The following is a 21,055-nucleotide window of genomic DNA, read 5'->3' as shown; positions in this document are numbered from 1 at the left end:
GCCTTGCCTTTGGTACTGACGACCCTCATATCCGTATCCACACGGCGGCAGGACTGGCGTCGTTAAAACACCTTCATTAATGAAGTGAGGCCAAGATATGGACATCATCAGAATCATTTTTGCCATTTTGCTGCCCCCGGTTGGCGTTTTCCTTCAGGTAGGTCTCGGGCTGCAGTTCTGGGTCAACATCCTGTTGACTCTGCTGGGCTACATTCCCGGCATCATTCATGCCATCTGGATCATTGCACGCCGCTAGGATCCCATCACCTGTCGATGAGATCCTGATGATCAAAAGGGAGCGCCCAGCAGGGCGCTCCCTTTTTTCATAAAAGGGCTGCGTGGACGGTGGAAACGGGCAGGATAAAGTCAAGGTGTATGTTCTACATACAAGGTCCAATGACACATCGTATAGTGGTGTCATTGATATGATGTATGACAAATTGCATGCCAGCCATGCCATTCCCATCCGAACAGGCCTCTTATAGTCAGCAGGTGACCCGCCCGAATCGGGTCGCTCAATGCTCACTGGACATGGCTACCTTCCGCCCAGCGTACGGGGAACACGTTGATTGGCGAAAACCCCTTTACTCACCGCCAGGAGAGCATGCCATGTCGATCAGATTATCCTCCACCCCTGTTCGTTATCTTCAGGCCGCGGCCGTGGCTGGCGTCATGGCCATCACGACGCTGCCCGCGCAGGCCGATAACTGGCGTGGCTGGAACGCTCATCCGCCGGGTTACCCCAACAGTGAGGCGCTCGACAGCTTCGTCAAGGAAGTCACCGAGAATACGGAGGGACGCGTCAAGGCAAAGGTCTATCACAATGGGGTACTGGGTGATCAACCCGATGCCATTGAGCAGACCCGTAGTGGGGCGCTGAACTTTGCCAACTTCAATATGGGGCCGATGGGTCCGATCGTGCCGGCAACCGATGTGCTGTCGCTGCCGTTTCTGTTCAAGGATGTCGATGCCATGCACAAGGTCATGGATGGCGAGATCGGCAAGCGGTTTGCCGACGCACTGGAACAGAAGGGGCTGGTGGCCCTGTCCTGGTTCGATTCCGGGGCGCGCAGCGTCTACAACACCAAACGTCCCATCAATGAGCCCGAAGACATGCAGGGGCTCAAGGTTCGCGTCATGAACAATGACCTCTATGTGGACATGATCAATGCGCTGGGCGGAAACGCCACACCCATGTCCTATGGCGAGGTATATCAGTCGCTCAAGACCGGCGTCATTGACGGGGCGGAAAACAATTTTCCTTCCTACGAATCCAGCGGGCACGATGAAATCGCGAAGTACTACTCCGAAACCCAGCACCTGATCCTGCCCGAGTGCCTGTGTATTGCCAAAAGAAGCTGGGACAAGCTGTCCGAGCAGGATCAGGAGATTGTGCGCAAGGCCGCACTTGATGCCGCAACGCTTCAGCGCAAGCTCTGGGCAGAAGGTTCCAAAAAGAGTCGCGAGGACGTCATCGCAGCCGGTGCCAAAATCAACGAGGTAGACAAGCCGGCCTTTCAGGCAAAAATGGAGCCGATCTACGCCGCCTTCATCAAGGAACATCCCGATCTTGAGCCGCTGCTCAACGATATTCGCAACGCACAATAACGCCACTACCGCGAAGGGCGCGCTCCGCTGCTGATGGTGGAGCCTGCCCGGGAGTACAGGTCTCATGGATAGCTCTACCGATCAGATTCGGGACATTCCCGAGGAGCATGCTCAAGCAGGCATGGCAGGGCGCATGCTCGATGGCCTGGCCCATCTGTGCATCGTGGTCTCCGGAGCGCTGCTGGTCTTTCTGATTGCCTCGTTCGGCTGGCTGGTCTTTGGCCGTTACGTGCTTAACGACACGCCCACCTGGGTTGAGCAGTCCTCGCTGCTGATCGTGGTCTATATCACCTGTCTGGGGGCGGCCGCCGGCGTGCGCCAGAACACGCACTTGAGTATCGACATGGTACGTGAGGCCATGCCGGCCGTTCCAAGAGTGATCATGTGCCATATTGCCGATCTTTTTGTGCTCATTTTTGGTGCCTTCATGGCCTGGCAGGGAAGCATTCTGGTGCTTGATAACACCAGTCGGGCGATCCCCATGATCGGGCTGACGGAGAGCTGGCGGGCGGCGCCTCTGGCGATCTGCGGCGTGCTGATGGTGCTGTTTGCCGGCGCCAACATTCTTGAACGTCTTACCCATACCACCAGGGGGTAAACCGCATGGGCCTGATGATTCTGTTTGGCGTGTTTTTTATCGGCCTGGTGATTGGGGCGCCGGTCGCCTTCGCTGTTGGCCTGGCAGCCGTCGTGACCTTTCTATATGAAGGGCTGCCACTGTTTGTCGGCTTTCAGCGCATTCTGTCGGGTATTTCGGTGTTCTCACTGCTGGCCATTCCGTTTTTTATCTTTGCCGGCGAGCTGATGCTGCATGGGGGCATTTCCGACCGTCTGGTAAGGCTGGCCTCGGCGGCCGTGGGGCGCGTGCGCGGGGGCCTGGGGCTGGTCAACGTCAGCTCTTCGATGCTCTTTGGCGGTATTTCAGGCTCTGCGGTGGCCGACACTTCGGCACTGGGTTCGATCCTGATCCCGGTGATGAAGGAGAAGGGCTACGATGCCGACTACGCCGTCAACGTGACGGTGACCTCCTCGATTGCCGGGGTAGTCATCCCTCCCAGCCATAACATGATTCTTTACGCCGTGGCGGCCGGTGGCGGTATTTCGGTGACGCAGCTGTTCATGGCGGGTGTCGTACCGGGCGTTCTGATGTGTGTGGCCCTGGCGGTGGCGGCCTATGTGGTTGCGGTCAGAAGAGGCTATCCGGCCGAGTCCTTTCCGGGCTGGCGCGCGCTGTTCATCAGTCTGGTGGCCGCAATTCCGGGGCTTATGACCGCCATCATCATCGTTGGCGGCGTGCTGTCAGGTATTCTGACCGTGACAGAGTCAGGTGCTTTCGGGGCCATCTACGCCATCGTGATTACGGGACTGGTCTATCGTGAATTGAGGTGGGGAAACTTCAAAAAGGCGGTCTATCAGTCGGTACGGACGACTTCGCTGGTCATGATCCTGGTGGGCTGTGCCTCGGCGTTTTCCTATCTGCTGGCGCTTTACAGCGTGCCGGAGCTTCTGACCGACATGCTGCTGGATATCTCGGATAACCCCATTGTCATCCTTTTGATGCTCAACGTGCTGCTGCTGGCACTGGGCATGATCATGGACATGGCGGCGCTGATTCTGATCTGTACGCCGATCTTTTTGCCGATTGCGACCCAGTTCGGCATGGACCCCATCCAGTTTGGCGTGGTCATGATGATCAACCTGGGCATCGGCCTTTGCACACCACCGGTCGGAGGATGTCTGTTCGTCGGCAGCGTGATTGGCAAGATCAAGATGGAACAGGCCGTTCGAACCATCTGGCCGTTTTATCTGGCGCTTTTTGTTGTACTGATGCTGGTGACCTACATTCCTGTCATCTCCATGTGGCTGCCGGGTGTCATCGAATAGCCCTGCCTTGTACTAATGCGTTCAAAGGAGAATACCGTGCTGAATCGTCTTCTGGTGACCGGGGCTGCAGGCGGGCTAGGACAGGCCCTGCGGCCATATCTTTCACGCCTGGCGCGCCAGGTACGTCTGTCTGATATCGTCGAGATGGAACAGCAGGGCGATCACGAAGAGCTCGTGCGCTGCGAACTGTCTGATGGCGAGGCCGTCAGCGAGCTGGTGCGCGATTGTGATGGCATCATTCATCTGGGGGGCATTTCGGTGGAAAGTCCCTGGCAGAGCATCCTGCAGGCCAACATCATTGGGACCTACAATCTGTATGAGGCCGCCAGACATCACGGGTGCCCGCGGGTCGTCTTTGCCAGCTCCAACCACACCATTGGCTACTATCCACGTACAACACATCTCGATACCGAATCGCCACACCGCCCCGACTCGCTTTACGGGGTCTCCAAGTGTTTTGGCGAAGACCTTGCAAGCCTTTACTACCACAAGTTCAACGTTGAAACGTTGAATGTACGGATCGGCTCCTGCTTTCCAAAGCCGGCCGATACCCGAATGATGGCCACCTGGATGAGTGTGGAGGATTTCGTGGCACTGTTGGAGCGAGCGTTTGTGGCACCGAAGCTGGGCTGTACCGTGATCTATGGCGTTTCCAACAACAGCGAGCGCTGGTGGGACAACCGCAATGCTTCATTTCTCGGCTGGGTGCCGAAGGACAGCTCCGAACCCTGGCGGGCGGAAACCGAAGCGGCAGCCGGGAATCCTGACCCTGATGACCCGGCAGTCATCTACCAGGGGGGCAAGTTTGCCAGTATTGGTCATCCCGATGACTGAGACAGCCCCCGTCTGAAAGCATAACTCCGCTCTTTACCCTGATCAGCCTGCTCGCAAGAGCAGGCTTTTTCATTGGGCCCTGGGCGGGCTGTCAGGGTGTCGACGATATTGGCATGGGGTCATAACCCCCCCCCGTTTGGCCAAAGTTCAATGAACCAAGGTCGTGTGGCATCAAAAGTATGATGTATGACATTTTAACTGCCACCTCCACTGATTCAGCCTTTTTGAAAGTGACGCTGCTCTCAGGTGTCCAGACCGTATACGCGCCCACGATGTCACGAAGGACTCCTGGCGATACGGGCTGACATGCGGCGAGATCTTCATACATCAAGGGATTGTCATGGCAGCTCGTAGCGAAACACCCACCATTGTGTCCATGCGGGTCATCCCCGTGGCCGGACGTGACAGCATGCTGCTCAATGTGGGCGGCGCGCACTCTGCGTTTTTTACGCGCAATATTTTGATTCTTGAAGACAGCGCCGGCCGGGTTGGCGTCGGAGAAGCCCCCGGCGGTGAGACGATTCAGCGCTCGCTTGAGCAGGCCCGACAGGTGGTGGAAGGCCAGTCGCTGGGCCGGCTGCGCTCGATGGTGTCAACGCTTTCGGCCAGCGGTCAGCGCGCCGATTTCAGCGACTTTGGCCGGGGGGCCTGGACCTTCGAGCTGCGCGTCAATGCAGTCGCTGCCCTTGAAGCGGCGCTGCTGGATCTGATGGGCCAGCATCTGGGCGTGCCGGTGGCCGAGCTGCTGGGGGATGGCAAGCGTCGCGATAGCGTTGAAGTGCTGGGCTATCTCTTTTTTGTCGGCGACGGTGAGCAGACACCGTTGGATTATCGACAGTCCACACCGGACCAGTCGCATGAGTGGTATCGACAGCGTGACAGGGCCGCCATGACGCCTGCGCGCATTGTTGAAATGGCTCAGGCCGCACAGGACCGCTATGGCTTTCGCGATTTCAAGCTCAAGGGCGGCGTATTGCCCGGGGAGCAGGAAATCGAGGCCGTCACGGCGCTGTCGAAGGCCTTTCCCGAAGCGCGTACGACCATCGATCCCAACGGTGCCTGGTCCCTGCAGGAAGCGATCAGCCTGTGCAAGGATCTGCGGGGCGTGCTCGCCTATGCCGAGGACCCCTGCGGTGCCGAAGAGGGCTTCTCCGGTCGCGAGATTCTCGCTGAATTCCGTCACGCCACCGGACTGCCGGTGGCGACCAACATGGTCGCGACCAACTGGCGTGAAATGGCCCATGCCCTGATGCTTCGCAGCGTGGACATTCCGCTCGCCGACCCGCATTTCTGGACGCTCTCCGGCGCCGTACGTGTATCCCGGCTGTGTGCCGACCACGGCATGACCTGGGGATCGCATTCCAATAATCACTTCGATATTTCGCTGGCCATGTTCGCTCAGGTGGGGGCTGCTGCCGTGGGGTCGATGACTGCGCTGGACACGCACTGGATCTGGCAGGAAGGCGATGCCCGCCTGACCCGTGAGCCTCCCGAGATCATTGATGGTCATGTCGCGGTGACCGATGCGCCGGGCCTGGGTATCGAGCTCGACATGGAGGCCATCGACAAGGCGAATGCGCTTTACAAGTCCCTGCCGGCCGGGGCGCGTAACGATGCCATGGCGATGCAGTATCTGATCAATGGCTGGACGTTTGATCCGAAACGTCCAGCTCTGGTGCGTTGATAACGGTTTGGAAAAAAGGGAGCAGGATCATGAAAAGGTTACTGAGTACTTTTGCGATGACCGCAGCGATGGCGATGGGTGCTCCGGTGCTGGCCGCAGACTACCCCACCAAAAGCATTGATATGGTGGTGCCGTTTTCTGCCGGGGGCGGTAACGATACTTTCGTGCGCGCCCTGCAGCCGCTGCTGGAAAAGCAGCTTGGTCAGGATCTGGTCATTCGCAATATTGCCGGCGGTGGCGGGGCGGTCGGTACCTCCCGGGTGGCGGCTTCAAAACCCGATGGCTACACCCTGCTGGCCGCGAGCAATGCCATGCTGACGCTTGAGGCCATGGGGAATGTGGCGTTTACCCATAACGACTTCGACTTCATTGCCAAGGTGATCGAAGAGCCTTATGTGATCGCGGTCGGCGATAACGACAAGTACAAGGACCTCAAAAGTCTCATCGAAGCCTCAAAGCAGGGCAAACGGCTCAAGGTCGGTGTCTCGGGCGTCGGTTCCTCGGCGCATATCGCGGCGGTGGCGATGCAAAATATTACCGGGGCAGACTTCAACATCATTCCCTATCCCGGCGGCTCGGAGACCATCTCTGCTGCGATGGGCAATCACGTGGATGCCGTGGTGCTCGGCGGGGCCGAGCTGCGCTCGGCGCTGGAGTCCGGGCGTCTGACAGCACTGGCCATGAGCTATGCCGAACGTAGTGACGCACTGCCTGATGTCCCGACCTTTCAGGAAGAGGGGTATGACCTGACCCTGACGGTCTGGCGGGGCATTGCAGCCCCGAAGGGCATTCCGCAAGAGGCAGAGCAGCGCTGGGTCGAGGCCATCAAGCAGATCGTGGCCGATGGCTCCTATGAGCAAACGGCTGAAAACCTCGGCACGCAGCTGGCGCCGCTTTATGGTGATGAACTCGACAGTTTCATCGACCGTTCGGCAGAGGTCATGCGTGAAGCAGCCGGCGACCTGGCGAAAAAGTGACGCCCGGGCTGTTCACGTCGCCGCACGGCGGCGACGTGCCATCCTGATCCGGCCATGGATGGATGGCCGGGTCTTCAGCGAGGATGTTTTCAATCATGCAACGTGACATTGGCAAGCCGCTGTTCGATCTGTTGCTGGTCATCGCCTCGGTGGCGGCGTTTGCCGTCTCCACGACGCTGCCCAACATCGAGATCGTCGGTGACCTGTCGCCTGCGTTTTTCCCAAAGCTGATTTCGGTACTGGTGTTTGTATTTGCCGTGCCGTGTCTGATCAAGGATTTTCGCGAATGGCAGGCCGCCGGCGCAGGCATCGAATCGGCGAGATCATCCCGCGGCATCGTGCAGTGGTTTTTGATCGTGGCGCTCTCGCTGATCTATATCCTCATGTTTGAGCGGCTGGGCTACATCGTCAGTACGGCCATTTTTACCTTCTGCTGTGTGGTCGGGCTGCTGCTGGCCGGCGGCACATGGCGTGAGCTGACAGCGGCTCGCCGAGCGAAGGGTCTGGCCGGGGCCGGCGTTTTTGCCGTTGTTCTGGCCGTGGTCATCTTTTACGTGTTTACCGAATTGTTCGAGATTCCGCTGCCGTCTTGAGGCGATCACTCGACACGCCATTCAGGAGAGTTTCATGATTTCCGGCTATCTCGATGGACTGGGCATGGTGCTGCAGTTTGGCACGCTGCTGGCGATTGCCGGCGGGACGCTTCTGGGCATCATCATGGGCGCACTGCCCGGACTCACCTCGGCCATGGCGGTGGCGCTGCTGCTGCCGGTGACCTTTGGCATGCCACCGGTCATGGGCATCGGCATGATGCTGGGGGCACTATGCGGTGCCGGTGCCAGTGGTTCGATTCCGGCCATTTTGCTCAATATCCCGGGCACACCTTCCTCGGTGGCGACCACCTTTGATGGCTTTCCCATGGCGCAGAAGGGCGAGGCCGGGCGCGCACTCGGGCTTGCCATCGTGGCTTCCTTTCTGGGCGGCATCGCCAGCATGGTGATCCTGAGCCTGCTGGCACCGCCCATTGCCGATTTTGCGTTGCGCTTTGGCGCCGCCGAATACTTCTCTTTGAGCGTGTTCGGTCTGGTCATCATTGCCTCGGTCGCCGGAAAGTCGCTGCTCAAGGGATTGATCGCCGGGCTGCTCGGATTTTTCGTCTCGATCATCGGCACTGATCCCATTACCGGAGTGGATCGTTTTACCTTCGGTGAGTTGTCGCTTCTGACCGGCGTCAACCTGCTGCCCGCCCTGATCGGGCTGTTTGCCGTCTCCCAGGTGCTCAAGGATGCCTTTGAATATGACCCGCATCAGCGTTTGAAGGAGAGCACCCATCGCATCGATGTCGCGCGGCCGCGATTTGTGGAAACCCTGCGTCACTGGCGGGCGCTGCTGGCCGGTATTCTCTCGGGCTCGGTCGTTGGTCCCGTGCCCGGTGCCGGCGGCAGCATCGCGTCACTGGTGGCCTACGATCAGACGCGCCGCTTTTCAAAACACCCCGAGAAATTCGGCACCGGTCATGCGCCGGGCATCGTCTCGGTGGAAAGCGCCAACAATGCCCTGCTGGGCGGCGCCCTGATTCCAACGCTGGCGCTGGGCATTCCGGGTGAGGCTGCCACGGCCGTGCTGCTCGGAGGGCTGATGATTCAGGGCGTGACCCCCGGCCCGATGCTTTTCGATGACCAGAGCGGCATCGTTTATGGCATCTTTCTGGCCTATCTCGTCGCCAATATCTTCATGCTGCTGATCATGTGTCTGGGCATCAGGATGTTCATTCGCGTGCTGATGGTGCCGCGCAAACAGCTGCTGGCCTCCATTCTGGTGCTCTGCTTTATCGGGGTTTACGGCGTCGATGGCGATGTGTTCAACCTCTATCTGATGCTCGGGTTCGGCATCTTCGGCTATTTCCTCAACCGTTATGGATTTGGCACAGCACCGGTCATTCTGGGGCTGATTCTGGGGCCGATCGCGGAGTCCAATCTGCGTCGCGGGCTACAGGCCTTCGAGGGCGACTGGACGCCGTTTTTCACCCGGCCCATCAGTCTGACCTTTTTGATTATCGCAACAGGGCTACTGGCGCTGACGCTGTGGCAAAACTACCGCGCCAGCCATGCTACGGCGACATCATCAAAAGAGGGACAGGATGACCAGCGTCACCATTGAGCTTTTGCAGGACGTGATCGAGCAGGCGCTACTTGGCGCCGGCCTTGCCCCGGAAGACGCCCTGGCGTGTGCGCGTATCCACGCCGAGAGCACCCGTGACGGGGTGAATTCCCACGGCCTGGATCGCATTCCGCGGTTGGTGGATTATCTCGCGCGCGGCTGGGTCGACCCGAACGGGGCGTTTGAGCAGGTACAAAAGCTGGGAGCGCTGGAAGTGTATGACGGCCATCAGGGGCTGGGCGTGCGTCATGCCATGCGGGCCACCGAGCGGGCCATTGCCCTGGCGCGAGAACATGGCATGGGGCTGGTGGCCGTGCGCAATACCACCCACTGGATGCGCGGCGGCACCTATGGCTGGCATGCCGTGGAGCAGGGCATGGCGGCCATCATGTGGACCAATACGGAATCCTGCATGCCGGCCTGGGGCGCCAGCAGCGAAAGCATCGGCAACAATCCGCTGGTCATGGCCGTTCCAGGAGAGACATCACCGCTGGTGCTGGATATGGCCATGTCACAGTTCTCCTACGGCCGTCTGGGTGTCTTGAAGGCGCAGGGCGCTTCATTGCCGGTGGCAGGCGGATTCGACGAGCAGGGGGCGCTGACGTGCGATCCCGGTGTCATTCAGGCCACTCGCCGTATTCTGCCGACCGGTTACTGGAAGGGCTCGGGACTGGCCATCCTGCTCGATGCCATGGCAGCGCTGTTGTCTCAGGGGCGATCGACTCACGAGATCGACAGGGTCGAGCGCGGTAGCGGCACCGGCAGTTCACAGATATTCATGGTGTTTGATCCCGAGCAGCTTGGTGGCATTGACGCCTGTCGAAGGATGGTCGATGACATGACAACCCATCTATCGCAGGCCACGCCGGATGAGTCCGGCAGGGCAGTGCGCTGGCCCGGCGCTTCGACGTTTCATCGTCGTCACTATGTCACCGAGATCGAGGTCAACCCGGACATCTGGCAGGAGGTGCAGCGTCTGGCCGGCCGGGTGTCGCTACGCTAGCAACGTATCAGCGCCGCCCGGCAGGACGGCGATTTGTCCCGGGTTATTGACGGTTGTTTTTGGCCACTTCACGTGACGCGGGGATCATGACGTCGGCCATGTCATTGACGTAGCTATCAAGCTCATCGCCAAACAGCGGTTTGACCTCAACCCCGGTGCTCTCGGCAAAGCGTTTGAACTCCGGTGCCTCGATGGCCTTTTTGACCGCCTCGACCCACGCCTTTTCCACCTCATCACTGACGCCGGCAGGCGTTGCGATCCCGCGCCACTGGCTAACGGCCAGATCATAACCCTGCTCTTTCATGGTCTTGACCTCCGGCAGCAGGTCACTGCGCTCGCTGCCGGTGGAAAGCACGGCCTGCAGGCGGTCGCCACGAATCTGGGAGAGCACCTCCGAGGGGTTCACCACCACCGCATCGACATGGCTGCCCATCAGTGCCGAGATGGCCGGTGAACCGCCATCAAAGGGGATGACCTGAACCGGAATGCCAAGCTGACTGCCCAGTGTCGAGGCGACCACGTAGGTGGAAGACCCGACGCCTGATGTGCCGACCTGCAGCGGTTTGCCGCTTTTTTTCAGATCAGCCACCAGCGTGTCGGCATCCTGCCACCGATCGTTTTTATTGCTGACCAGCAGATAGGGCTCTTCGGTAATGCGGGCCAGATAGTCAAAATCCTGATACTTGAAACCGACATTGCCGAGACCTTCCAGCGTAAAGTTCTGATTGTTGGCCAGTGTCAGGGTATAGCCGTCGGGTTTGGCGGTGACTGTACGGGTCAGTGCCAGTGCGCCGCCACCGGCGCCCATGTTACGCACGACGATGGTGCGATCGAGGGCGGATTCGAGGCCGGGCTGAAGCGCTCGCATCAGGGTATCCGCCGCGCCGCCGGGGGAGGCCGGTATGATCATGTCCATGTTTTTGGTCGGGTAGTCGGCTGCAAGCACTGCTGCCGGCAGGGCAGTGGTCATGACCAGTACGGATAGTGCCTTTTTCATGTGCGACAGTTCCCCTTGGGTAAAGACATGACGACCGCAGGACGGTGTCATCCTTGTCCGCGGTGGTCGTGAAACAGCTCGAACCATCTTACGCAGATTTTGTTAGCGCTATCATTGCGACCATCGTTGCACAAAAAGCTTCGCGATAGAAAAGCGCGATACAGGCCACGTCATTGCAGAAGAGGCGTTATTATCGGGATCAGGGGCTTGCCTGTACCATGGCCTTCGCTGTCATTTTGAGGTTTTGCTGGAGAACTGCATGGGACGTTCCTCTGATTCCCGCTCTGAACGGCCCGGTCATCACGGACGGGACAATCCACGGGCGACCGGGGCCGTGCGTTTGAGCGATGTCGCGGCGGCAGCCGGCGTGGCGGCCATGACCGTTTCGCGTGCGCTCAATCAGCCGGAGCTGGTCAGCGAGCGCACCCGAGAGCGGGTCCAGCGCGCCGTGATCGAGACCGGCTATGTGCCCAATCGTGTGGCCGGGGCGCTGGCTTCGAGTCGCAGCAAAATGGTAGCGGTACTGGTGCCAACCGTGGCGCATTCGCTGTTTGCCGATGTGGTGCAGTCAATTACCGACACGCTGGCGCTTGAGGGCTATCAGGTCCTGCTGGGACTGACCGGCTATCAGATGCAGGAGGAGGCTGCAGTGGTCGACACCGTACTGAGTCGACGGCCGGATGCGGTGGTCGTGGCCGGTACCCGTCACTCGGAGACAACGCGAGCCCGCCTCAATGCGGCGCGCATTCCGGTGGTCGAAATCTGGGACATGAGTGATGACCCGCTCGATATGCTGATCGGCTTTTCCCATCACGCGGTCGGGGCGGCAGTGGCCGACTATCTGCTGGGCTGCGGCTATCGACGCTTCGGGCAGGCCATGGCCGATGATCCACGCTCTCATCAGCGTGCCGATGGCTTCAACGAGCGCATTCAAAAAGCGCAGGAGGGGCGTCCTGATGCCGGGATACAGGTCACGACCTGCTGGGCAGACCTCCCGGCAAGCCTTGCAGGCGGCCGCGCCGCAGCAGCGTCACTGCTTGAAGAGATGCCCGATTGCGAAGCGATTGTCTGCGGTTCGGACACCCTGGCCATGGGGGTCATGGCCGAGGCACAAAGCCGTGGCATGGCCATCCCGGAAACCCTGGCCGTGATGGGCTTTGGCGACATGAGCTTTGCCGCCGCCACCTGGCCGGCACTGAGCACGGTACGAATTGACGGGGCCGAAATCGGGCGACTGACCGCCGAGCATCTGCTCGGGCGTTTCAACGCTCCCAGCCCTGCGCCGGTGCGCGACGTGCTTGATGTGGGCTTTGAAATCATGGCGCGCCAGACCACGCTCGCCACAGGACGCCAGACAAATTGAGATAACCCAAGGGTGTCTTTTGCCGTAACGGCACCTTTCGACCCTGGACTTTGGTGCTGGTTGACACGTGACCTGATATAACGCGCAATGATAGCGCTAACATCGATGGACCATCGTTCTGGACTGGTCCACGTGCCTTCGGAGTCCCCATGCCCTTTGATGCCATCTCCTCGATTACCTTCTCCCATGTTCTGCTGCCGCTGGCCACGCCCATCAGTGATGCCAAGGTGCTGACCGGTCGGCAAAAGCCGATGACCGAAGTCTCTTTTTTGTTTGCCGAGATCACCACACGCGATGGACACACCGGCATCGGTTTCAGCTACTCCAAGCGCGCCGGGGGGTATGCCCAGTATGCCCACGCCTGCGAAATTGCACCGGCCATCATCGGTGAAGACCCCAACGACATTGACAGGCTGTGGCAAAAGCTGGTCTGGGCCGGCGCATCGGTCGGGCGGGGCGGGGTGTCGACCCAGGCGATAGCAGCCGTCGATATCGGCCTGTGGGATCTCAAGGCCAAACGTGCCGGTCTGCCGCTGGCCAAGCTGATCGGGGCCCATCGTGATTCGGTGCAGTGCTACAACACCTCCGGCGGCTTTTTGCATACGCCGATCGAGGAGGTGCTCAAAAACGCCACGCACTCGCTGGAAAGCGGGATCGCCGGTATCAAGATCAAGGTCGGTCAGCCCGACATGCGTATCGATCTTGAGCGCGTAGCCGCCGTCCGTGCCCATATCGGTGACAATGTGCCGCTCATGGTGGACGCCAACCAGCAGTGGGACCGCGCCAGCGCCCTGCGCTTTGGCCGTGCGATGGAAAAATACGAACTGGTCTGGATCGAGGAGCCCCTGGATGCCCACGACGCCGAAGGTCACGCCGCGCTTGCCGCCGCGCTTGATACACCGATCGCGACCGGTGAAATGCTCTCAAGCGTCGCCGAGCACATGACACTCATCGAGCACAGCAGTGCCGATATCATTCAGCCCGATGCGCCGCGCATTGGCGGGATTACCCAGTTTCTGAAGCTGGCCACGATGGCGTCTCGGGCCGGCCTGCAGCTGGCGCCGCACTTTGCCATGGAAATTCATCTGCATCTGGCCGCGGCCTATCCTACCGAGCCGTGGGTCGAGCATTTCGACTGGCTGGCACCGCTATTCAACGAGACGCTTGAAACCCGCGATGGCCGCATGATCGTACCGGACCGCCCGGGGCTGGGTATCACCCTGACCGAGCAGGCGCGACAGTGGACGGTCAATCATCAGACCTTTAGCGCCTGACAAGTTGATCGAAGGGCTGTCTATGCCCTTCGTATAATGGCTTTAAAAGTATGATGTATGACAAAGTGACTGCCAACGCTCCACCCCGCGGCGGGGCAGGCCAATCCAGAGGACCCATCATGACGTTTTCACGAGCTGACGTTGCACGTGCTGCAGGCGATGGCCTGCTTTCCTTCCCGGTGACGGACTTTGACAGCGCCGGTCAATTCGATGCCGAGAGCTATCGCAAGCGGATTGCCTGGTTGCTCGAGTATGAAATCTCCACGCTGTTTGTGGCCGGCGGTACGGGCGAATTCTTCAATCTGGGCCTTGAGGAGTTCGCAAAAGTCGTGAAGGTCGCCGTGGAAGAGACCGCGGGTCGTGTGCCCGTCATCGCCAGTGCCGGCCAGAGCATCACCATGGCCAAGGCTCACGCCGCCGCTGCTGAAGCCGCCGGTGCCGATGGCATCCTTCTGATGCCGCCCTATCTGACCGAGTGCTCCCAGGAAGGTATCGTCGAGTACGCCGCCGAAATCTGTGAATCCACCAGCATCAACGTCATCTATTACAACCGGGCCAACGGTGCGCTGGAAGCGCCGGCCGTGAAGGCACTGGCCGATCGCTGCCCCAACCTGATCGGTCTCAAGGATGGGCGCGGCGATATCCAGTCGCTCAACACCATCATCAAGACGGTCGGTGATCGCCTGATCTACATCGGTGGGGTACCGACCGCCGAGATCTTTGCCGAGGCCTATCTCTCCATCGGCGTGAATACCTACTCCTCGGCGGTGTTCAATTTTGTGCCCGAGATGGCGGTGCATTTCTACAAGTCGCTGCGTGCCGGTGACCACGAGACCGTGGCGCGTCTGACGAATGACTTTTTCATTCCCTTCATTGCCATGCGCGACAAGTGTCGTGGTTATGCGGTCAGTCTGGTGAAGGCCGGGGCTGCTCAGGTGGGCTATCCGGCGGGCAACGTGCGTGCTCCGCTGACCATGCCCAGTGCCGAGGAAGTCGAACAGCTCAAGATGCTGATCGAGCGTGTACGTTAACCATTCAGGAATGTCCTTGCGCGCAGGTCAGCGCCTGTGTCGACGGACGGGGAGATCGACAACATGAAAATCTTACTGAGTGCATTCGGGGCCGCCACGATACTGGCCAGCAGCATGGCCATGGCCGCCGATTACCCTTCCAAAAACATCGAGTTCATCGTGCCGTGGTCGGCCGGTGGCGGTGCCGATAACGTGGTGCGTGCGCTTCAGCCCTCTCTCGAGAAGGCCCTCGGCGCGACCATCGTGGTGCGCAACCTGTCAGGTGGCGGCGGGGCGGTCGGCTTCTCAAGAGCGGTGGCCTCCAAACCCGATGGTTACACCGTGACCATTCCGACCAATGCGACCTTCACACTGGAAGGTCTGGGCAATGTGGCCTTTACGAAAGACGATTTTGATTACATCGCACGCGTGCTGGTCGAGCCCTATGTGATGGCCGTGCGCAAAAACGATGCCTGGCAGGATCTGGACAGTCTGAGCAGTGACCTCAAGGCCAGCGGCAAGCCGCTGCGCATCGGTGCCTCCGGTGTGGGCTCCTCCACGCATATCGTCTCGCTGATGCTGGGTGAGGCGCTGGGGCTCAATATCGAGGTCATTCCGTTTGACAGCGGTTCTGCCGCCGTGTCCGCCGCAATGGGTGGCCATATCGATGGCGTGGTACTCAATCCTTCGGAAGTCATCTCGGCCGTCAATGGCGATCGCCTGACCGCGATCGTGACCACCGGCGAAGAGCGCAGCGGCGCACTGCCGGACACGCCCACCATGGAAGAGTCCGGGTACGACTTTGAGCTTTCCCAGTGGCGTGGCATTGCCGCTCCGAAAGGGCTTGATCCGGCCATCGAAGCGAAGTGGGTCGAGGCCGTCAAGCAGGCCGTTGAGGATCCGCAGTTCCAGAAGGCCGCCCGCAGCATGGGCTCGGACATCAGCCCGCTGTATGGCGAGGAGCTGGATCAGTTCGTTGAAAAAACCTCCAAACCCCTGATCGAAGAAGCCAAAGCGATCCGCCAGTAAAGCGGCAGGAGGCATTGAAGATGGTCAAAACACGCAGTGATGCACTGTTTCATCTGGTGCTGCTGGCGCTGGCGGGCTGGTTTCTTCAGCAGGCCTGGCACCTGCCGGCCAATGCTGCGGGGGGGAGTCTCTCCCCCGCATTTTTCCCTCGGGCCATCTCGTCCGCCATTGCGATTCTGCTTTTGATTTCGCTGATTCGCGGTCTGATTGCCGGCACGCTGCTGGCCCGCGAGACACGTGATGACGCGGCCAGGGTCTCTGCCTGGGTCCCCGTGGTGGCCTGGGGGGGCGTGGCGCTGTTACTGGTGCTCTACGCACTGCTGCTCGAGCCGCTGGGATATGTCATTTCCACGGCACTGTTTCTCTTTTTGTGTGTGGCGATGGTCAGCGTGCTGTCCCGTCAGCCCGGCGACAGTATCGCCGCAGGCCGCGTGCTGATGCTGGCCCTGTTCTCGGCGGTGGTTTCGGTCGCCATCTTTTTGATCTTCTCGGTGGGGTTTGAAATCGTGCTGCCCACCATCGGCATGATGGGGGTATGACATGGGAGATTATCTGGAGGCACTCGGACTGGTCTTTCAATGGCACGTGCTGCTGGTCATCGGCGGCGGGACGCTGCTGGGTCTGATCATGGGCGCGCTGCCCGGGCTGACGGCGGCGATGGCCATTGCGCTGCTGCTGCCGCTGACATTCGGCATGCCGCCGGTCATGGGCATGGGCATGCTGCTGGGCACCCTGTGCGGGGCCATTGCCGGTGGCTCGGTCTCGGCCACGCTTTTGAACATTCCCGGTACGCCATCCTCGGTGGCCACGACGCTGGATGCCTTTCCCATGGCACGCCGTGGCGAGGCGGGTCGAGCGCTGGGCATCTGTATCGTGTCCTCGTTCATCGGCGGTATTTTCAGCGCCGTGGTACTGAGCCTGCTGGCACCGCCCATTGCCGACTTTGCACTGCGCTTTGGGCCTGCCGAATACTTTGCGTTGAGCGTCTTTGGCCTGGTGATCATCGCCTCTGTTTCCAGCAAGTCGCTGATCAAGGGGCTGGTGGCCGGTTTGATCGGGTTGCTGATTGCCACAATCGGAACGGATCCGGTGGCCGGTGTTCAGCGCTATACCTTCAACAATCTGTCGCTTTTGACCGGCGTTAACCTGCTGCCGGCGCTGATCGGGCTGTTTGCCGTCTCTCAGGTACTCAAGGATGTGGTCGATTATTTCGGTCCTGAACGCACCGAGCACAGCAAAAACGAGATGGATCATGCTTCCCCGCGCTGGCTGGAAACCCTGCGCTACTGGAAGGTGCTGGCCTCAAGCTCGGTGATTGGCACGATCGTGGGCGCCATTCCAGGTGCTGGTGGCAGTATCGGCTCGTTTCTGTCCTACGATCAGGCCAAGAAGATGTCCAAAACGCCGGAAAAGTTCGGCACCGGCCATCCTGAAGGGATCATTGCTTCTGAATCTTCCAACAATGCACTGGTCGGTGGGGCGCTGATCCCGATGCTGACGCTGGGCATTCCGGGCGAGGCTGCGACCGCGGTGCTGATGGGCGGTCTGATGATCCAGGGCATCAGCCCGGGGCCGACCCTGTTTACCGATAACGGCTCGATCATCTACGGCATCTTCATTGCCTTTTTTGTCGCCAACATCTTCATGCTGCTGATCCAGTGGTTCGGCATTCAGATATTCGTCAAGGTACTGCAGGTGCCACGCAAGCTCTTGATGGCATTGATTTTGATGTTCTGCGTGATCGGGGTGTATGCCGTCGATGCCGACATCTTCAATGTCTATCTGATGCTGGGCTTCGGGGTGCTGGGCTATTTCCTCAACCGTTATGACTTCGGGACGGCGCCGGTAATTCTGGGGCTGATTCTGGGGCCGATCGCCGAGTCCAATATTCGCCGGGCACTGCTGCTGTCCAGTGGCGACTGGAGTGTGCTGGTCACGCGTCCGATCAGCCTGGTGTTTCTGCTGGTCTCGGCGGCCTTTTTGTTCTTCACCCTGTGGCAGAACCGTCGCCAGACGGCGGCCCATTCATAGGAGACCTCTGGTATGTCACTGCCCACCATTACACGCATGACCATTGTGCCGGTCGCCGGTCATGACAGCTTCCTGCTCAATCTAAGCGGCGGTCACGCGCCCTGGTTCGTACGCTGTGTCCTGATACTTGAAGACAGTGACGGCAACAGGGGCGTCGGCGAAATTCCCTCCAGCGAAGGCATTCTCAAGGGGCTCGAGAAATGCCGTTCGCTGGTGGAAGGCACCCGGCTCAATGCCTGGAAGGGTACGCTCAACAATGCCAGAAAGCTGTTGGCACAGGGGGGACCCGAAGAACGCGGCCGCCAGACCTTTGATCTGCGCGTGGCGGTGCATGTGCTGACCGCCATCGAATCGGCACTGCTGGATCTTTACGGTCAGGCCGTCGAGATGCCGGTCGCTGATCTGCTGGGCCGCATGGGGCGCCAGCGCGATGAGGTTGAAGCACTGGGCTATCTGTTTTTGCTGGGCGATCCCCAAAAGACCGATCTTCCCTATCCGAAGGCGGAGAATCCGCGTGATGACTGGGAGCGGCTACGCTGTCAGGAGGCGCTGACGCCGGATGCCGTGGCAGAACTGGCCCGTGCCGCGCACGAGCGCTACGGTTTCCGCGACTTCAAGCTCAAGGGCGGTGTGCTCCCCGGTGAGCAGGAAGCCGATTGCATTCGCGCCATGCACGAAATTTTCCCCGAGGCGCGGCTGACGCTGGACCCCAACGGGGCCTGGTCGCTTGACGAGGCCGTTCGGGTGCTGGAGCCGATCCGCGACATTCTGAGCTACGCCGAGGACCCCTGTGGTCAGGAGGGCAGCTGGTCAGGCCGCGAAACCATGGCGGAGTTCAAGCGCCGTACCGGTCTTCGCACGGCCACCAACATGATTGCCACCGATTTCAAGCAGCTGCAGTACGCCGCGCAAATGAACTCGGTCGACATCCCGCTGGCGGACTGTCATTTCTGGACCATGCAGGGCGCGGTCATGGTTGGCGAGCTCTGTGACGAGTGGGGCATGACATGGGGCTCACACTCCAACAATCACTTTGATATTTCGCTGGCCATGATGACGCACGTGGCCGCGGCCTGCCCGGGGGAAATCACGGCCATCGATACCCACTGGATCTGGCAGGACGGCCAGCGTCTGACCGAGGCGCCGTTCGAGATTCGCGACGGCAAGCTTGCCGTGCCGAAAACCCCCGGACTCGGTGTGACGCTGGACCAGGGCAAGCTGGATGAGGCGCACGCACTTTATCGCTCGCTCGATGTTCGGGCGCGCAACGATGCCACCGCCATGCAGTATCTGATCGACGGCTGGAGCTTCGATCCCAAGCGCCCCGCGCTGGTGCGCTGAACCCGGCAATACGCAACGCAATCCTCAGGAGACAAAGATGCAACTGACAGGCGAACTTCTTATCGGACAGCACGCCATCAAGGGCACACGCGAACCGGTTCAGGCCATCAACCCGGCAACCGGTGAAACGCTGGAACCGGCGTACAGCGGTGGTAGCAGCAATGAAGTCGAACAGGCCTGTGCGCTGGCCTGGCAGGCCTTTGATCCATACCGCGAGACCTCGCTTGAAGACCGCGCCGTGTTTCTGGAGACCATAGCCGAGGAGATCGAATCCATCGGTGATGCGCTCATCGAGCGTGCGGTGGCCGAAACCGGCCTGCCGCAGGCACGTATTCAGGGCGAGCGCGGGCGTACCTGTGGTCAGCTGAGACTCTTTGCTCGCGTTGTACGTGACGGGGAGTGGCTGGACGTGCGCGTTGACCCGGCCATGCCGGATCGTCAGCCGATGCCGCGTGCCGATCTGCGCCAGCGTCACATCGGGCTGGGCCCGGTCGTGGTCTTCGGCGCCAGCAACTTCCCGCTGGCCTTCTCGGTCGCCGGTGGCGACACGGCCTCTGCACTGGCCGCCGGCTGCCCGGTCATCGTCAAGGCCCACGGTGCCCATCCGGGCACGTCCGAGCTGGTCGGACGCGCCATTCAAAAGGCGGTCTCGCGCTGTGGGCTGCCGGAAGGCGTTTTCTCCCTGCTGTACGGCTCCGGGCGTGACGTGGGAACAGCCCTGGTCGCCGACAAGCGTATCAAGGCGGCTGGTTTCACCGGTTCGCGCAATGGCGGCATGGCGCTCTGGAAGGTGGCCCAGTCACGGGACGAGCCCATTCCCTTCTACGCCGAGATGAGCAGCATCAACCCGGTGTTCCCGCTGCCGGAGGCGCTCAAGGCGCGCGGTCGCGACATGGGCAAGGCGTTTGTGGGGTCGCTGAACATGGGCGCGGGTCAGTTCTGCACCAACCCGGGGCTGGTCATCGCCATCAAGGGCGAGGCGCTTGAGACCTTCAAGCAGGCCGCGACCGAAGCACTGGCCGATGCCAACGCCCAGACCATGCTCACCCCCGGTATCAGCGAGGCCTATCAGGAAGGCGTTGAGCGTCTGTCCGGCCATAATGGAATTACAGAGCTGGGCCGCGGTCCGGTCGGCGAAGGCATGAATGCGTGTCAGGCCGGGCTGTACGCCACCTCGGCGCAGACGTTTCTGGCCGACACCGAGCTTCAGGATGAAGTCTTCGGGGCCACGTCACTGATCGTTGAATGCGTGGACAGCGATGAGTTGAAAGCCGTCGCCGAGCATCTGGAAGGGCAATTGACCGCGACCCTGCAGATGGATGACGCCGACCTTGAAAGCGCTCGTGCACTGGTGCCCATTCTTGAGCGCAAGGCCGGTCGTATTCTGGTCAACGGCTGGCCGACCGGTGTCGAGGTCTGTGACGCCATGGTGCATGGCGGCCCGTTCCCGGCCACTTCCGATGGTCGTACCACCTCGGTCGGCACGGCGGCGATCAAGCGCTTTTTGCGCCCGGTCTGCTATCAGAGCCTGCCGGATGCCCTGCTGCCGGAAGCGCTGCGTGAGGCCAATCCCCTGGGCCTTGATCGACTGGTGGATGGCAGGCGCGAAGGCTGATCATTTCGGCGGTCAAACGTTCGGGGTAAACCATGGGGCCTGTCGAAAGACAGGCCCCTTTACATGTTCTCAATAGGCCAAAGGCAAAAGGCAGGGCCCGGTAAAAGGGCTTATAGTCATTGTACGATGTATGACCTTGGAGATGTCGCTTACGCGAGTCCCTCCATCGGCTGCAGGATATTGTAAGTTGAAGCAATCCATTATCATGGGGCATGCACCGGGCCGGGGCATCGGCACATGTCCAA

Annotated in this window: 19 protein-coding genes; 18 read left to right on the top strand and 1 reads right to left on the bottom strand. The window is 60.3% G+C overall.

What is annotated here, in order from left to right; genetic code table 11:
* Nucleotides 1–97: 97 nt before the first annotated feature.
* From B9G99_RS15985 to yiaK, 10 genes are all read left to right on the top strand, one after another.
* Complete coding sequence (locus B9G99_RS15985) at nt 98–256, top strand: YqaE/Pmp3 family membrane protein (RefSeq protein ID WP_086623067.1); 159 nt, start codon at nt 98–100, stop codon at nt 254–256.
* A gap of 353 nt (nt 257–609) precedes the next feature.
* The gene (locus B9G99_RS15980) at nt 610–1,608 is read left to right on the top strand and encodes a TRAP transporter substrate-binding protein (protein ID WP_086623066.1); all 999 of its coding nucleotides are present in this window, start codon (nt 610–612) and stop codon (nt 1,606–1,608) included.
* A 64-nt stretch (nt 1,609–1,672) separates the two neighbouring features.
* Nucleotides 1,673–2,206: a TRAP transporter small permease gene (locus B9G99_RS15975; RefSeq protein WP_086623065.1), complete on the top strand. Its 534-nt coding sequence runs from the start codon at nt 1,673–1,675 to the stop codon at nt 2,204–2,206.
* 5 nt (nt 2,207–2,211) lie between these two features.
* Nucleotides 2,212–3,492, top strand: a complete 1,281-nt coding sequence (locus B9G99_RS15970; RefSeq protein WP_086623064.1) for a TRAP transporter large permease — start codon at nt 2,212–2,214, stop codon at nt 3,490–3,492.
* Nucleotides 3,493–3,528: 36 nt separating this feature from the next.
* Nucleotides 3,529–4,326: an NAD-dependent epimerase/dehydratase family protein gene (locus B9G99_RS15965; protein ID WP_086623063.1), complete on the top strand. Its 798-nt coding sequence runs from the start codon at nt 3,529–3,531 to the stop codon at nt 4,324–4,326.
* A gap of 340 nt (nt 4,327–4,666) precedes the next feature.
* On the top strand, nt 4,667–6,010 hold the full coding sequence (locus tag B9G99_RS15955) for an enolase C-terminal domain-like protein (RefSeq protein WP_086623061.1): 1,344 nt from the start codon (nt 4,667–4,669) through the stop codon (nt 6,008–6,010).
* 29 nt (nt 6,011–6,039) lie between these two features.
* Entirely contained in the window at nt 6,040–6,987 is a 948-nt protein-coding gene (locus B9G99_RS15950; RefSeq protein WP_086623060.1) for a tripartite tricarboxylate transporter substrate binding protein, read from the top strand.
* 95 nt (nt 6,988–7,082) lie between these two features.
* Nucleotides 7,083–7,580: a tripartite tricarboxylate transporter TctB family protein gene (locus B9G99_RS15945; RefSeq protein ID WP_158521529.1), complete on the top strand. Its 498-nt coding sequence runs from the start codon at nt 7,083–7,085 to the stop codon at nt 7,578–7,580.
* A gap of 34 nt (nt 7,581–7,614) precedes the next feature.
* Nucleotides 7,615–9,147 carry a tripartite tricarboxylate transporter permease gene (locus B9G99_RS15940; protein ID WP_086623058.1) on the top strand — a complete coding sequence of 511 codons (1,533 nt, stop codon included), beginning with the start codon at nt 7,615–7,617 and terminating at the stop codon, nt 9,145–9,147.
* A complete protein-coding gene (gene yiaK, locus B9G99_RS15935) occupies nt 9,128–10,150 on the top strand; it encodes a 3-dehydro-L-gulonate 2-dehydrogenase (RefSeq protein WP_086623057.1) in 1,023 nt (340 codons plus the stop codon). Before B9G99_RS15940 ends, yiaK begins: the two co-directional genes overlap by 20 nt.
* A gap of 43 nt (nt 10,151–10,193) precedes the next feature.
* Here yiaK and B9G99_RS15930 read toward each other — a convergent pair whose 3' ends face one another.
* Entirely contained in the window at nt 10,194–11,147 is a 954-nt protein-coding gene (locus B9G99_RS15930) for a tripartite tricarboxylate transporter substrate binding protein (protein ID WP_158521528.1), read from the bottom strand.
* 259 nt (nt 11,148–11,406) lie between these two features.
* Here B9G99_RS15930 and B9G99_RS15925 point away from each other — a divergent pair, with 259 nt between their 5' ends.
* From B9G99_RS15925 to B9G99_RS15890, 8 genes are all read left to right on the top strand, one after another.
* Entirely contained in the window at nt 11,407–12,510 is a 1,104-nt protein-coding gene (locus B9G99_RS15925; RefSeq protein WP_086623055.1) for a LacI family DNA-binding transcriptional regulator, read from the top strand.
* Between the two features lie 149 nt (nt 12,511–12,659).
* A complete protein-coding gene (locus tag B9G99_RS15920) occupies nt 12,660–13,784 on the top strand; it encodes an L-talarate/galactarate dehydratase (RefSeq protein ID WP_086623054.1) in 1,125 nt (374 codons plus the stop codon).
* A gap of 119 nt (nt 13,785–13,903) precedes the next feature.
* Nucleotides 13,904–14,815, top strand: a complete 912-nt coding sequence (kdgD, locus tag B9G99_RS15915) for a 5-dehydro-4-deoxyglucarate dehydratase (RefSeq protein WP_086623053.1) — start codon at nt 13,904–13,906, stop codon at nt 14,813–14,815.
* Between the two features lie 63 nt (nt 14,816–14,878).
* Nucleotides 14,879–15,823: a Bug family tripartite tricarboxylate transporter substrate binding protein gene (locus B9G99_RS15910; RefSeq protein ID WP_148663970.1), complete on the top strand. Its 945-nt coding sequence runs from the start codon at nt 14,879–14,881 to the stop codon at nt 15,821–15,823.
* Nucleotides 15,824–15,843: 20 nt separating this feature from the next.
* Nucleotides 15,844–16,362 carry a tripartite tricarboxylate transporter TctB family protein gene (locus B9G99_RS15905; protein WP_086623051.1) on the top strand — a complete coding sequence of 173 codons (519 nt, stop codon included), beginning with the start codon at nt 15,844–15,846 and terminating at the stop codon, nt 16,360–16,362.
* A gap of 1 nt (nt 16,363) precedes the next feature.
* Nucleotides 16,364–17,854, top strand: a complete 1,491-nt coding sequence (locus B9G99_RS15900; RefSeq protein WP_086623050.1) for a tripartite tricarboxylate transporter permease — start codon at nt 16,364–16,366, stop codon at nt 17,852–17,854.
* A 12-nt stretch (nt 17,855–17,866) separates the two neighbouring features.
* The gene (locus B9G99_RS15895) at nt 17,867–19,195 is read left to right on the top strand and encodes an enolase C-terminal domain-like protein (RefSeq protein WP_169712229.1); all 1,329 of its coding nucleotides are present in this window, start codon (nt 17,867–17,869) and stop codon (nt 19,193–19,195) included.
* Nucleotides 19,196–19,232: 37 nt separating this feature from the next.
* Nucleotides 19,233–20,810, top strand: a complete 1,578-nt coding sequence (locus B9G99_RS15890) for an aldehyde dehydrogenase (NADP(+)) (protein ID WP_086623049.1) — start codon at nt 19,233–19,235, stop codon at nt 20,808–20,810.
* Nucleotides 20,811–21,055 lie beyond the last annotated feature (245 nt).

The sequence above is a fragment of the Kushneria konosiri genome (genome assembly GCF_002155145.1).
Classification (GTDB): Bacteria; Pseudomonadota; Gammaproteobacteria; order Pseudomonadales; family Halomonadaceae; genus Kushneria; species Kushneria konosiri.
Note: the sequence above shows the minus strand (reverse complement) of the source record. Positions and strands in the feature narration are given on the sequence as shown.

Excerpts from the sequence above, each read along its gene's own strand:
- kdgD (WP_086623053.1), top strand. The coding sequence starts at position 13,904 with ATGACGTTTTCACGAGCTGACGTTGCACGTGCTGCAGGCGATGGCCTG.
- B9G99_RS15975 (WP_086623065.1), top strand. The coding sequence starts at position 1,673 with ATGGATAGCTCTACCGATCAGATTCGGGACATTCCCGAGGAGCATGCT.
- B9G99_RS15940 (WP_086623058.1), top strand. The coding sequence starts at position 7,615 with ATGATTTCCGGCTATCTCGATGGACTGGGCATGGTGCTGCAGTTTGGC.
- B9G99_RS15930 (WP_158521528.1), bottom strand. The coding sequence starts at position 11,147 with ATGAAAAAGGCACTATCCGTACTGGTCATGACCACTGCCCTGCCGGCA.
- B9G99_RS15980 (WP_086623066.1), top strand. The coding sequence starts at position 610 with ATGTCGATCAGATTATCCTCCACCCCTGTTCGTTATCTTCAGGCCGCG.
- B9G99_RS15900 (WP_086623050.1), top strand. The coding sequence starts at position 16,364 with ATGGGAGATTATCTGGAGGCACTCGGACTGGTCTTTCAATGGCACGTG.
- B9G99_RS15950 (WP_086623060.1), top strand. The coding sequence starts at position 6,040 with ATGAAAAGGTTACTGAGTACTTTTGCGATGACCGCAGCGATGGCGATG.
- B9G99_RS15890 (WP_086623049.1), top strand. The coding sequence starts at position 19,233 with ATGCAACTGACAGGCGAACTTCTTATCGGACAGCACGCCATCAAGGGC.
- B9G99_RS15955 (WP_086623061.1), top strand. The coding sequence starts at position 4,667 with ATGGCAGCTCGTAGCGAAACACCCACCATTGTGTCCATGCGGGTCATC.
- B9G99_RS15910 (WP_148663970.1), top strand. The coding sequence starts at position 14,879 with ATGAAAATCTTACTGAGTGCATTCGGGGCCGCCACGATACTGGCCAGC.
- B9G99_RS15985 (WP_086623067.1), top strand. The coding sequence starts at position 98 with ATGGACATCATCAGAATCATTTTTGCCATTTTGCTGCCCCCGGTTGGC.
- B9G99_RS15920 (WP_086623054.1), top strand. The coding sequence starts at position 12,660 with ATGCCCTTTGATGCCATCTCCTCGATTACCTTCTCCCATGTTCTGCTG.
- B9G99_RS15970 (WP_086623064.1), top strand. The coding sequence starts at position 2,212 with ATGGGCCTGATGATTCTGTTTGGCGTGTTTTTTATCGGCCTGGTGATT.
- B9G99_RS15925 (WP_086623055.1), top strand. The coding sequence starts at position 11,407 with ATGGGACGTTCCTCTGATTCCCGCTCTGAACGGCCCGGTCATCACGGA.
- B9G99_RS15905 (WP_086623051.1), top strand. The coding sequence starts at position 15,844 with ATGGTCAAAACACGCAGTGATGCACTGTTTCATCTGGTGCTGCTGGCG.
- B9G99_RS15895 (WP_169712229.1), top strand. The coding sequence starts at position 17,867 with ATGTCACTGCCCACCATTACACGCATGACCATTGTGCCGGTCGCCGGT.
- yiaK (WP_086623057.1), top strand. The coding sequence starts at position 9,128 with ATGACCAGCGTCACCATTGAGCTTTTGCAGGACGTGATCGAGCAGGCG.
- B9G99_RS15945 (WP_158521529.1), top strand. The coding sequence starts at position 7,083 with ATGCAACGTGACATTGGCAAGCCGCTGTTCGATCTGTTGCTGGTCATC.